Source organism: Mycobacterium sp. 1164966.3, assembly GCF_001665395.1.
In the GTDB taxonomy this organism is placed as follows: domain Bacteria; phylum Actinomycetota; class Actinomycetes; order Mycobacteriales; family Mycobacteriaceae; genus Mycobacterium.
The window spans coordinates 39,111-51,027 of record NZ_LZSG01000069.1 but is presented as its reverse complement, the minus strand read 5'-3'; the positions used below and the strand labels follow the sequence as shown (position 1 = coordinate 51,027).

Sequence of the window (11,917 nt, the reverse complement as noted above, 5' to 3'; positions counted from 1 at the left end):
ATACATAACTCTTGTTACGGGAGTGGCGCAATGGGGGATTTGGTCCTCCCCTATTTCTTCACTCGCCGCTCCACATTGTCAGCTGCCCGCGCCGGGTGCTTGTCGGGCTCCGGCGACTGCGGCTCGGCCAGCGCGGCACGCAGGTTTTCCAGCTCGTGACGCAGGTAGTCGCGGGTCGTGACCTCGCCGACGGCCAGCCGCAGGGCGGCCAGCTCGCGGGCCAGATACTCGGTGTCGGCCTTGGTCTGCGCGGCGCGGCGGCGATCCTCTTCCAGCGCCACCCGGTCCCGGTTCTCCTGCCGGTTCTGGGCCAGCAGGATCAGCGGCGCCGCGTAGGCGGCCTGGGTGGAGAAGGCCAGGTTCAGCAGGATGAACGGGTAAGGGTCCCAGCGCCAGTGAACGGCGAACAAGTTCACCAATATCCAGGCCAGCACCAGGATCGTCTGCAGCAACAGGTAGCGGCCGGTGCCGAAGAAGCGGGCGATGGACTCGGTGATCTGACCGACCGCTTCGGGGTCCACCTGCAGCGAGAACCCCCGCGAAGTGCGCGGGGTGTAGAGCCGGCGCGGTGCGGTCGTTTTGCTCACTTGCCTGCTCCGGCTCTTCCGGGGGCGACACTGCCGTTAACGTCGAGTTGCTGGGCATCCACCCGCCAATCATGTGGCAGCAGGTGATCGAGCAGGTCGTCCACCGTGACCGCGCCCAACAAATGGTTCTGATCGTCGACCACCGGCCCGCACACCAGGTTGTAGGCGGCGAAGTAGCGGGTGACCGAGGCCAACGGGGTCTCCGGCGTCAAGGTGAGCAGGTCGGTGTCGACGATTCCGCCGATCAGCTCTGCCGGCGCTTCACGCAGTAGCCGCTGTAGCGGTACGCAGCCCAGGTAGCGGCCGGTGGGGCTGACCCCCGACACCGCGGTGGCCGAGGCGCTGGCCCGGGCGCGCGACCCCGACCTGACCCCCGCGCTGGCGTCCATGGTCTTCGTGGCGCGCCCGGGCCAGCGCCTCGGCCACCGCGGTGTCGGGGGTCAGCACCACCGGATCGGAGGTCATCAGGCCGCCGGCCGTGTCCGGGGAGTGCGTCAGCAGCCGTCGCACCGGGTCGGACTCGTCGGGATCCATCCGGGTGAGCAGCATCTCGGCGTCGGTCGGGGTGAGCACGCCGAGCAGGTCGGCGGCGTCGTCGGGGTCCATCGCCTCGAGCACGTCGGCGGACCGGTCGGTGCCCAGGTGCGACAACACTTCGGCCTGGTCCAGCTCCGGCAGCTCCTGCAGAATGTCGGCGAGCCGTTCGTCGTCAAGCGCCCGGAACACCTCGTAGCGCCGCTTCGGGGGAAGCCCGCGGATGGTGTCGGCCACGTCGACCGCCTTACGTCCCTCGAACTGGTCCAGCAGCTCTGCCACCCCCTGATCGGGCATCGCCAGCGCCGACGGGGTCAAGCCCTGCACGTTGTGCCAGTCGACGACGTGTACCGGCCCGCGCCGCCCCAGCCGGCGGTGGCTGCGGACGGCGACCCTGGTCACCATCCAGTCGCGGGTCCGGGTCTGCTCGATGCCGAGGTCGGTGATCACGACGTCGGCGTTGACGAGTTCGGGCAGGTCGGGATCGTTGACCTTGACCGGTGTGTCCAGGATTTGGCCCATCGCCAGCGCTTCGCCGGGCCGCTGCTCGAAGCGGCGCAGCGACACGTTGCCGGTGGTGAGTGTCACCGCGTTGGGCTCGATCGCGGCGACCCGCAGAATCGGTATGAAAATGCTGCGGCGGGTGGCCAAATCGACCACCAGGCCCAGGACGCGCGGTTGCTGGCGGACGATGCTGATACTGATCACGACGTCGCGGACGCGTCCGAAGGATTCGCCGAGTGGACCCAGCACCAACATCCGCGCAAGTCGCGCGACGTACACCCTGTTGACCGATCCCATGGGGAAAGCCTAAGCAGGTGCTACCTGGACGGCAGCTGTGCGGTGTCCGGTCGAGCCGGCCGGTGTCAGTGCGAGCCGGCGATGATGGCGAAGAAGACCACTAACCCGATCAAGCCAGCCGCAATCGTGAAGCCTCCGACTGCGATGCCGGCGATGGCCATCCCGCGGCCCGGCTGGTTGGTCTGCTTGATCTGGTTGAGCGCGACGATCCCGAGCACAACGCCGACGATGGGCAACAGAATGCCGACCCAGCAGAACAGCGTCAGGGGAATGCCGAGCACCAACCCGGTGATCGACGTGATCAGCGATGCGATCGCCAGTCCGTTGTTCCCGGACGACGGCGCGGGATATCCCGGCTGGTAGGCGGCGTAAGCGCCCGGGTATGGCGCGGGGCCCGGATAGCCGGGAGGACTGCCCGGCACGGGCTGGTAGCCGTAGCCCGGCGGCTGGTAGCCCGGTGGATTAGGCGGATAACCGGGGTAACTGGGCGGCGGGTAGTCCGTGTGCGGATAGTCGACGGGGGGTGGCTCCACGGGGGCACTCCAGGGTGTCGGCGCAGCCCGGGTGGCGTCATCGTCCTGGCCGCTGTGGCCATATCCGCCGGCGGGACCCGTCATGGGATCAACCTAGCCCATGCGGGCGGGGCAGGCGCGGCGTAGACGAAGCGCGATTCGGCGCCTCAGCACCGAGGGCTTCGACGGCGCTAACGTCGCGTTGGCGTCGAACTCGCTGGAGGTGGAACGATGGCCGGTGGAGATTCGGGACAGAGGAGAATGCGGAACGATGACTAGTCCTTTCCAGCCCGGACAAGTTCCCGGCGCGACGCCCGGGGCTGCGGCCGGCGCCCGCGGCGTGCCCGGGCTGCCGACACCGCCAAGAGGCTGGCCGGTCGGGTCGTACCCCACTTACGCCGAAGCGCAGCGCGCCGTCGACTACCTGTCCGACCAGGACTTCCCGGTCCAGCAGGTGACCATTGTCGGCGTCGACTTGATGCAGGTGGAACGGGTCACCGGCCGGCTGACCTGGCCCAAGGTGCTCGGCGGCGGCGTGCTCAGCGGCGCCTGGCTCGGCCTGTTCATCGGCATGGTGCTGATCGTCTTCACCAATAACTGGGCCGTGCTGCCCACCGGCGTGGTCGCCGGGGTTTTCTTCGGCCTGATCACGTCCGCGGTGCCCTACGCAATGGCGCGCGGCACCAGGGATTTCAGCTCGACCATGCAGTTGGTGGCGGGCCGCTACGACGTCCTCTGCGATCCACAGAACGCGGAGAAGGCCCGGGACCTGCTGGCGCGCCTGGCGATCTGACGTGAGCCGCGGGCGGTTGGCGGCCGCCTTTTCGGCGACGCTGACCGCCGCGATGCTGGTGCCGGGGTGTGGCTCCGGAAGTTCGGGCGTGGTCATCAGTTTGTACACGCCCGCCACCGACGCGGCGACGTTCACCGCCGTTGCCCAGCACTGCAACGAGCAGTTCGGCGGGCGCTTCACCATCCAGCACATCAGCCTGCCCAGGTCTCCCGACGTGCAACGACTTCAATTGGCGCGGCGGCTGACCGGCAACGATCGGACGCTGGACGTGATGGCCATGGACGTGGTGTGGACCGCCGAGTTCGCCGAGGCGGGCTGGGCGCTGCCGCTGTCCGCCGATCCGGCCGGGCTGGCCGAGGCCGACGCCACCGACGACACGCTGCCCGGCCCACTGGAGACCGCCCGGTGGAAGCACAAGCTCTACGGCGCGCCCGTCACCACCAACACCCAGTTGCTTTGGTACCGAGCTGATTTGGTTGATCGCCCACCGGAGGACTGGACCGCCATGGTGGCCGAGGCGACGAGGTTGCACGACGCGGGCGGACCCAGCTGGATCGCCGTTCAGGCCAACCAGGGGGAGGGGCTGGTGGTGTGGTTCAACACGCTGCTGGTCAGCGCCGGGGGCCGGGTTCTTTCCGACGACGGCCGCCATGTCACCCTGACCGACACTCCCGAGCACCGCGCCGCCACCGTCGCCGCGTTGCGGATCCTGAAGGCGGTGGCCACCGCTCCGGGCGCCGACCCGTCGATCACCCGGACCGACGGCGGTACGGCGCGGTTGGCGGTCGAGCAGGGCAGGGCCGCGCTGGAGGTCAACTGGCCGTACGTACTGGCGTCCATGCTGGAGAACGCGGTGAAGGGCGGGGTGCCCTTCCTGCCGCTCGACAAGCTTCCCGAGTTGGCCGGCAGCGTCGACAACGCGGGGGCATTCGTGCCGTCGGGCGAACAGTTCCGCATCGCCTATGCGGCCGCTCGTAAGGTGTTCGGGTTCGCGCCTTACCCGGCTGTGGCGCAGGGCAAGCCGGCCAAGGTGACGATTGGCGGGCTGAACCTGACGGTGGCCCGCACTACCCGCCACCGGGCGCAAGCCTTCGAGGCCGTCAGATGCCTGCGCAACACGGCCAACCAGAAGTACATCTCGATCGAAGGAGGTCTGCCGGCGGTGCGCGCATCGCTGTACTCCGACCCCCAGTTCCAGGCGAAGTATCCGATGTACGACGTCATCCGGCGGCAGCTCACCGACGCGGCCGTGCGGCCGGCGACGCCGGTCTATCAAGCGGTGTCCATCCGGATTTCCTCGGCGCTGAGTCCGGTCACCGCGATCGACCCGCAGCGGACCGCCGATCGACTCACCGTGGAAGTGCAGAAGGCCGTCGACGGCAAGGGACTGTTGCCTTGATGCGCGAGGGGCGGCTGGCGTTCCTCCTGATCGCGCCCGCGGCGACGCTGATGCTGGCGGTGACGGCGTATCCGATCGGCTACGCGATGTGGCTCAGCCTGCAGCGCAACAACCTCGCCACCCCCAACGACACCGCGTTCATCGGCCTGGGCAACTACCAAGAGATCTTGACCGACCGCTATTGGTGGACGGCGCTCGCGGTGACGCTGGCGATCACGGCGGTTTCGGTGTCGATCGAGTTCGTGGTGGGGCTGGCGCTGGCCCTGGTGATGCACCGCACGCTGGTCGGCAGGGGCGTGGTGCGCACCGCGGTGCTCATTCCGTACGGGATCGTGACGGTGGCCGCGTCGTACAGCTGGTACTACGCCTGGACGCCGGGCACCGGGTATCTGGCCAACCTGCTGCCGCACGGGAGTGCGCTCCCCCAAGCGCCATTGACCGAGCAGATCCCGTCGCTGGGCATCGTGGTCCTCGCCGAGGTCTGGAAGACCACTCCGTTCATGTCGCTGTTGCTGCTCGCCGGATTAGCGCTGGTGCCAGAGGATTTGCTGAAAGCCGCGCAGGTCGACGGTGCGGGTGCCTGGCGGCGACTGACGAAGATCACCATGCCGATCATCAAGCCGGCGGTGATGGTCGCGCTGTTATTCCGGACGCTGGACGCCTTTCGCATCTTCGACAACATCTATGTGCTGACCTCAGGCGACAACAACACCGGGTCGGTGTCAATCCTGGGCTACGACAACCTGTTCAAGGGTTTCAACGTGGGCCTCGGCTCGGCGATCAGCGTGCTGATCTTCTTGTGCGTGGGCGTCATCGCACTCGCGTTCATCAAGCTGTTCGGCGTCCATCAAATTGCAGCGGCGCCCGGATCCGAGGGACCTTGAATGGGCACCGAACGTGCCCGGCGGGCCGCCTTCTGGGCCGTCGTCGACAGCCTGGTGGTGGTGTATGCGCTGCTTCCGGTGTTGTGGATTCTGAGCCTTTCGCTCAAGCCGACGTCAACGGTCAAGGACGGCAAGCTGATTCCGTCGTCGGTGACGCTGGACAACTACCGGGGCATCTTTCGCGGCGAGTTCTTCAGCTCGGCCTTGGTGAATTCTGTCGGAATCGGGCTGACCACCACCGCGATCGCGGTCGCGCTCGGCGCGATGGCGGCCTACGCGATCGCCCGCCTACAGTTTCCGGGCAAGCGGCTGCTGATCGGCATGACGTTGATGATCACCATGTTTCCGGCGATCTCGTTGGTGACGCCGCTGTTCAACATCGAACGCTTTGTGGGTCTCTTCGACACTTGGGCCGGACTGATCCTGCCGTACATCACTTTTGCGCTGCCGCTTGCCATTTACACGCTGTCAACGTTCTTCCGGGAGATCCCGTGGGATCTGGAAAAGGCCGCCAAGATGGACGGCGCCACCGCGGGCCAGGCCTTCCGCAAGGTGATCGTTCCACTGGCGGCTCCCGGTTTGGTGACCGCGGCGATCCTGGTGTTTATCTTCGCCTGGAACGACCTGCTGCTTGCGCTGTCGCTGACGGCCACCAAGGCCGCGATCACCGCGCCGGTGGCGATCGCGAACTTCACCGGCAGTTCGCAATTCGAGGAGCCGACGGGGTCGATCGCCGCCGGCGCGATGGTGATCACCGTACCGATCATCGTGTTTGTTTTAATCTTCCAACGACGGATTGTCGCCGGGTTGACCTCTGGCGCTGTGAAGGGATAGCGCGATGGCCGAGATTGTGCTGGATCACGTCAGCAAGAGCTACCCCGACGGTCAAACGGCGGTGCATGATCTCAACATCACCATTGCCGACGGCGAATTCCTGATCCTGGTCGGGCCGTCCGGCTGCGGCAAAACCACGACGCTGAATATGATTGCCGGGCTTGAGGATATCTCGTCGGGCGAGCTGCGCATCGGTGGTGAGCGGGTCAACGAGAAGGCGCCGAAGGACCGCGATATCGCCATGGTGTTCCAGTCGTACGCGTTGTATCCGCATATGACGGTGCGGCAGAACATTGCCTTTCCCTTGACGCTGGCGAAGATGAAGAAGGCCGAAATCGCGCAGAAGGTCGAAGAGACGGCGAAAATCCTTGACCTGACCGGGCTTTTGGACCGTAAGCCGTCACAGCTGTCTGGCGGGCAGCGGCAGCGGGTTGCGATGGGCCGGGCAATCGTGCGTCATCCCAAGGCGTTTCTGATGGACGAGCCGCTGTCGAACCTGGACGCCAAGCTGCGGGTGCAGATGCGCGGCGAGATCGCCCGGCTGCAGAAGCGGCTGGGCACCACCACCGTCTATGTCACGCACGACCAGACCGAAGCCATGACGCTGGGCGACCGGGTGGTGGTGATGCACGGTGGCGTGGCACAGCAGATCGGTACGCCCACAGAGCTTTACGAGCATCCTGCCAACCTGTTCGTCGCGGGGTTCATCGGCTCGCCGGCGATGAACTTCTTTCCCGCCACATCGACCCAGACGGGGTTGCGGTTGCCGTTCGGCGAGGTGATGCCGGCACCAGAAGTTCACGAGGTGATCGCGAGTCGGCCGAAGCCGGAGGGCTTGATCGTCGGAGTGCGCCCGGAGCACATTCAGGATGTGGCGTTGATCGACGGCTACCAGCGCATCAAGGCGCTGGTCTTCGAGGTCACGGTGGACTTGGTCGAGTCCCTGGGCGCCGACAAGTACGTGTACTTCACCACGGCGGGCTGTGACGTGCACTCAGCGCAACTGGATGAGCTCGACGCCGAGTCGGAATCGCACGAAAAGATTTTTGCGGCAAGGGTTCCCGCCGAGTCGAGGGCGGCGATAGGTCAATCGATCGAGTTGGCTCTCGACCCCACCAAACTCGCCGTCTTCGACGCCGGCTCCGGGGCCAACCTGAGCCTCCCGCGAGCAGACGCTACAGCCAGCCCCGCTTCCGGAAGCTGAAGTACAGAAAGATACAGATCAGCACCATCACGGTGATGACCGTCGGATAGCCCCACTTCTCGTTCAGCTCGGGCATGAAGTGGAAGTTCATGCCGTAGATGCCGGCGACCATGGTGGGCACGGCGATGATACCGGCCCACGCCGAGATCTTGCGCATATCGCTGTTCTGCTGCATGCCGACTCGCGCCAGCGCGGCCTGCACCAGAGTGTTGAGCATGTCGTCGTACGCGGCGATGTGATCGGCGGCTTCGGTCTGGTGGTCGGCGACGTCGCGCAGATAGCGCCGAACCTCTTTGGAGATCAGGTCTTTGTTCTCCGTCTGGATGCGCTGGAATGCCACCGACAGCGGGCTCACGCAGCGCCGTAGTTCGACGACCTCACGCTTGAGCAGGTAGATCGGTTCCACATCGACGTTGCGGGCCGGCGCGAACGCCACCTCCTCGGCGCTGTCGACGTCGAACTCCATCAGGTTGGTCACTTCCACGTAGTGATCCACCACGTAGTCGGCGATGGCGTGCATCACCGCATACGGACCCAACCGCAGGTGCTCGGGGTCGGCGTCCATCCGCTTGCGCACGTCGGCCAGTCCGCCGTGTTCGCCGTGCCGGACCGTGATCACGAAGTCCTTGCCGACGAAGATCATGATCTCGCCGGTTTCGACGATCTCGCGCGCCAGCACCACCGACTCGTGCGGAACGTAATTGACGGTCTTCAGCACCAGGAACAATGTTTCGTCGTATCGCTCCAGCTTGGGCCGCTGATGTGCGTGCACGGCGTCCTCGACGGCCAAGGGGTGCAGCCCGAAGACGTCTGCCACCTCCTGCATGTGGCTCTGGTCGGGCTCGTGCAACCCAATCCAGACGAACGCGCCCTGCCCGGTCTGCTGAATCTCGCGCACGGTGGTCAGCGCCTGGGCGTAGCTGTATTTGCCGGGCTGCCGCCGGCCCTCGATGTAGACGCCGCAATCCACCAGGGGCTGGGCAGGTCTGGGGTCGGGGTGAACGTGCGGCGCGAAACTGCGGGCCCTGGCGACTGGTCTCAGCGCTTCAGGCAGCGCGTCAAAGCCTGGGAACACATCAACCTCCGATCGCTGGGCAGGTACGGGCAGGTCTGACCGAGCGGTGCTTCATGCTACGCGCCGTGGCGTAAAGCAACCTGGCAAAATTGCCGGACCGATCCTGCAGGCGATTGAGTGCTGGCAGTGCGCTAGTTTCGACGCGAACAAGCAGACCGAATTCTCCCTAAGGAGCATCCCGACGTGAGCGCAACTCCTCTGAAGGTCGCCGTCACCGGCGCCGCCGGCCAGATCGGCTACAGCCTGTTGTTCCGCCTGGCCAGCGGGTCGCTGCTGGGCCCGGACCGCCCGATCGAGCTGCGCCTGCTCGAGATCGAGCCCGCGCTCAAGCCGCTGGAGGGCGTCGTCATGGAACTCGACGACTGCGCGTTCCCGCTGCTGGCCAACGTCGAAATCGGCGCGGACGCCAACAAGATCTTCGACGGCGTGAACCTGGCCCTGCTCGTCGGTGCGCGTCCACGTACCAAGGGCATGGAGCGCGGCGACCTGCTGGAGGCCAACGGCGCGATCTTCACCGCACAGGGCAAGGCCCTCAACTCGGTCGCCGCCGACGACGTCCGGATCGGCGTGACCGGCAACCCGGCCAACACCAACGCGCTGATCGCGATGACCAACGCGCCCGACATCCCCAAAGAGCGGTTCTCCGCGCTCACCCGCCTGGACCACAACCGCGCCATCAGCCAGCTGGCGCGCAAGACCGGCGCCAAGGTCACCGACATCAAGAAGATGACGATCTGGGGCAATCACTCGGCCACCCAGTACCCCGACATCTTCCACGCCGAGGTCGGCGGCAAGAACGCCGCCGAGGTGGTCAACGACCAGTCCTGGATCGAGAACGACTTCATCCCGACGGTTGCCAAGCGGGGCGCGGCGATCATCGACGCGCGCGGCGCCTCCTCGGCCGCCTCGGCCGCGTCGGCGACCACCGACGCCGCCCGGGACTGGCTGCTGGGCAGTCCGCAAGGCGACTGGGTCTCGATGGCTGTCGTCTCCGACGGCTCCTACGGCGTTCCGGAGGGCCTGATTTCGTCGTTCCCGGTCACCACCAAGGACGGCAACTGGACGGTCGTGCAGGGCCTCGACATCGACGACTTCTCCCGCGAGCGCATCGACAAGTCGACCGCCGAGTTGGCCGACGAGCGCAACGCCGTCACCGAGCTGGGTCTGATCTAGCGGCGTGACGTGGGGAGATCACGACTCGATGACCGGCTGAGTACTGTAGGGGCCGTGTCGGAGAAGCCAGCAAATCCCCAGGTCGTCGTGACGGACGAGGAGATCTTCGAGGCACACGTAGGCGGCAAGCTTTCGGTAGCGCTGAAGGCTCCGCTGGACACCCAGCGCGCCCTGTCGATCGCGTATACCCCGGGTGTGGCACAGGTCTGTCGCGCGATCGCCGCGGATCACACCCTGGCGACGCGCTACACGTGGTCCAACCGGCTGGTGGCCGTCGTCAGCGACGGCAGCGCGGTGCTCGGCCTCGGCGACATAGGGGCGGCGGCGGCCCTGCCGGTGATGGAGGGCAAGAGCGCGCTGTTCAAGGCCTACGGCGGCCTCGACTCGATCCCGATCGTCCTGGACACGAAGGATCCCGACGAGATCATCGAGACCCTGGTGCGGCTGCGCCCGACGTTCGGCGCCGTCAGTCTCGAGGACATCTCCGCCCCGCGCTGCTTCGACATCGAGCGCCGCGCCGTTGAGGCGCTGGACTGCCCGGTGATGCACGACGACCAGCACGGCACGGCCATTGTCGTGCTGGCGGCGCTGATGGGCGCCACTAAGTTGCTGGGGCGCGACATGAGCTCGCTGCGGGTGGCGGTGTCCGGGGCCGGGGCCGCCGGCATTGCCTGCTCGAATCTGCTTCTGGCGATGGGGATTTCGGACATCACCGTGCTCGACTCGCGTGGCATCCTGCACGCCGGGCGTGACGACATGAACAGCGTCAAGTACGACCTGGCGAGACGCAGCAACCCCCGTCGTCTCACCGGCGGCATGGTGGAAGCGCTCGACGGCGCCGACGTGTTTCTCGGGGTGTCGGCGGGCGTGGTGCCCGAGGAACTGATCGCCACCATGGCGCCCGGAGGGGTGGTGTTCGCGCTGTCCAACCCGGACCCGGAGATTCACCCCGACGTGGCGGCCAAGCACGCGGCAGTGGTGGCCACCGGACGCAGCGACTTCCCGAACCAGATCAACAATGTGCTCTCGTTCCCCGGTGTGTTCCGTGGAGCGCTGGATGCCGGGGCGCGAAAGATCACCGAAAAGATGATGGTGGCGGCCGCCGAGGCGATCTTCTCTGTGGTGAGCGACGACCTCGCGCCCGACCGCATCGTCCCGAGCCCCCTGGACCTACGTGTCGGGGAAGCGGTGGCCAGGGCGGTGGCCGGAGCCGCCGAGACATCAGACGCCTGAGGCGCCTGGGTGTGAGAGTCGGCAGGCTGGCGGGGCTGCTGGCGCTTGTGTTGGCGCTCTTGGTGTCCGGCTGCACCGACGGCAACCACCGTTCCGCGCCGGAAGTGGTGGTGGGCGCCTGGCCCGACGCCGAGTCGAGGCTGCTGGCCGACGTCTACGTGTCCGCCCTGCGGTCATACGGCTTTGCGGCACGCTCCGAAACCGCCGACGACCCGATGGCGAAACTGGATTCTGGCGCGTTCACCGTGGTCCCGGCCTTTACCGGAAGGGTGTTGCAGCGGCTGAAGCCCGGCGTCGCGGTGACGTCGGACAGCCAGGTCTATCGCGCGATGATCGCCATGCTGCCCGAGGGCGTCGTCGCGGGCGACTACACCACCTCCGCGGAGGACAAACCCGCGCTGGTGGTGACACCGGCCTCGGGTGGCAAGGAGCTCTCGGCGTTGGCGGGCCGTTGTGACGGGCTAGTCGTCGGGAACGTCGCCGGCTTCGATGCGCCGTCGTGGGTGGGTACATGCCGGATGCCCGCCCCCCGCGAATTCTCGGGCGGTACGGAGATGTGGGCAGCCCTGCGAGCGGGGGAGCTGACCGCGGCGTGGAGCACGACCGCCGATCCCGGCATTCCCGCCGATCTGGTTGTGCTGACGGACGCCAAGCCGCCGCTGATCCAGGCGGAGAACGTGGTACCGCTGTATCGCCGCAATGCGCTGACCGATCGGCAGGTGCTGGCGCTCAACGAAGTGGCCGGCGTGCTGGATACCGCGGCCCTGACCGAGATGCGCCGCCGGGTGGCCGGGGGCGCGGACCCGCGGGCGGTGGCCGACGGCTGGATGGGCGAACACCCGCTGGGCCGAAGCTAGGGGCATGGTTAACCGCCGAGAGCGGCCGCGT

The 11,917-nt window shown here is 66.8% G+C and carries 11 protein-coding genes and 1 pseudogene; 8 read left to right on the top strand and 4 right to left on the bottom strand.

Annotated features, from left to right (window positions below):
• Positions 1 to 50: 50 nt before the first annotated feature.
• The 3 genes and pseudogenes from A9W99_RS24770 to A9W99_RS24760 form a co-directional block, all read right to left on the bottom strand.
• Entirely contained in the window at positions 51 to 587 is a 537-nt protein-coding gene (locus A9W99_RS24770) for a DUF1003 domain-containing protein (protein WP_067384761.1), read from the bottom strand.
• Positions 584 to 1,922, bottom strand: a pseudogene (locus tag A9W99_RS27890) (magnesium transporter MgtE N-terminal domain-containing protein). The gene A9W99_RS24770 and the pseudogene A9W99_RS27890 overlap by 4 nt, the downstream one beginning before the upstream one ends.
• Positions 1,923 to 1,987: 65 nt before the next feature.
• Positions 1,988 to 2,539 carry a DUF4190 domain-containing protein gene (locus tag A9W99_RS24760; protein ID WP_067384756.1) on the bottom strand — a complete coding sequence of 184 codons (552 nt, stop codon included), beginning with the start codon at positions 2,537 to 2,539 and terminating at the stop codon, positions 1,988 to 1,990.
• Positions 2,540 to 2,705: 166 nt separating this feature from the next.
• Between A9W99_RS24760 and A9W99_RS24755 the strand changes: the two genes are divergently transcribed.
• Genes A9W99_RS24755 through A9W99_RS24735 form a run of 5 tightly spaced genes read left to right on the top strand, consistent with a single transcriptional unit; the run spans position 2,706 to position 7,548 of the window.
• Positions 2,706 to 3,227, top strand: coding sequence for a general stress protein (locus tag A9W99_RS24755; protein WP_067232879.1), 522 nt, complete (start codon positions 2,706 to 2,708; stop codon positions 3,225 to 3,227).
• 52 nt (positions 3,228 to 3,279) lie between these two features.
• Positions 3,280 to 4,626: an extracellular solute-binding protein gene (locus tag A9W99_RS24750; protein WP_082930204.1), complete on the top strand. Its 1,347-nt coding sequence runs from the start codon at positions 3,280 to 3,282 to the stop codon at positions 4,624 to 4,626.
• On the top strand, positions 4,626 to 5,510 hold the full coding sequence (locus A9W99_RS24745) for a carbohydrate ABC transporter permease (RefSeq protein ID WP_067384747.1): 885 nt from the start codon (positions 4,626 to 4,628) through the stop codon (positions 5,508 to 5,510). The genes A9W99_RS24750 and A9W99_RS24745 overlap by 1 nt, the downstream gene beginning before the upstream one ends.
• Entirely contained in the window at positions 5,511 to 6,344 is an 834-nt protein-coding gene (locus tag A9W99_RS24740; protein ID WP_067384745.1) for a carbohydrate ABC transporter permease, read from the top strand.
• A gap of 4 nt (positions 6,345 to 6,348) precedes the next feature.
• On the top strand, positions 6,349 to 7,548 hold the full coding sequence (locus A9W99_RS24735) for an ABC transporter ATP-binding protein (RefSeq protein ID WP_067384742.1): 1,200 nt from the start codon (positions 6,349 to 6,351) through the stop codon (positions 7,546 to 7,548).
• On the opposite strand, the gene corA is transcribed toward A9W99_RS24735, so the two are convergent.
• Positions 7,520 to 8,623: a magnesium/cobalt transporter CorA gene (gene corA, locus A9W99_RS24730; protein WP_067384740.1), complete on the bottom strand. Its 1,104-nt coding sequence runs from the start codon at positions 8,621 to 8,623 to the stop codon at positions 7,520 to 7,522. The genes A9W99_RS24735 and corA overlap by 29 nt on opposite strands.
• 183 nt (positions 8,624 to 8,806) lie before the next feature.
• On the opposite strand from corA, the gene A9W99_RS24725 reads away from it, so the two are divergent.
• Genes A9W99_RS24725 through A9W99_RS24715 form a run of 3 tightly spaced genes read left to right on the top strand, consistent with a single transcriptional unit; the run spans position 8,807 to position 11,886 of the window.
• Positions 8,807 to 9,796: a malate dehydrogenase gene (locus A9W99_RS24725; RefSeq protein ID WP_067384738.1), complete on the top strand. Its 990-nt coding sequence runs from the start codon at positions 8,807 to 8,809 to the stop codon at positions 9,794 to 9,796.
• A 54-nt stretch (positions 9,797 to 9,850) separates the two neighbouring features.
• On the top strand, positions 9,851 to 11,029 hold the full coding sequence (locus A9W99_RS24720) for an NADP-dependent malic enzyme (RefSeq protein ID WP_156623274.1): 1,179 nt from the start codon (positions 9,851 to 9,853) through the stop codon (positions 11,027 to 11,029).
• Positions 11,030 to 11,040: 11 nt separating this feature from the next.
• A complete protein-coding gene (locus A9W99_RS24715) occupies positions 11,041 to 11,886 on the top strand; it encodes a glycine betaine ABC transporter substrate-binding protein (RefSeq protein ID WP_067384736.1) in 846 nt (281 codons plus the stop codon).
• Positions 11,887 to 11,917: the final 31 nt, after the last annotated feature.

Excerpts from the sequence above, each read along its gene's own strand:
- A9W99_RS24745 (WP_067384747.1), top strand. The coding sequence starts at position 4,626 with ATGCGCGAGGGGCGGCTGGCGTTCCTCCTGATCGCGCCCGCGGCGACG.
- A9W99_RS24735 (WP_067384742.1), top strand. The coding sequence starts at position 6,349 with ATGGCCGAGATTGTGCTGGATCACGTCAGCAAGAGCTACCCCGACGGT.
- A9W99_RS24750 (WP_082930204.1), top strand. The coding sequence starts at position 3,280 with ATGCTGGTGCCGGGGTGTGGCTCCGGAAGTTCGGGCGTGGTCATCAGT.
- A9W99_RS24755 (WP_067232879.1), top strand. The coding sequence starts at position 2,706 with ATGACTAGTCCTTTCCAGCCCGGACAAGTTCCCGGCGCGACGCCCGGG.
- A9W99_RS24740 (WP_067384745.1), top strand. The coding sequence starts at position 5,511 with ATGGGCACCGAACGTGCCCGGCGGGCCGCCTTCTGGGCCGTCGTCGAC.
- A9W99_RS24760 (WP_067384756.1), bottom strand. The coding sequence starts at position 2,539 with ATGACGGGTCCCGCCGGCGGATATGGCCACAGCGGCCAGGACGATGAC.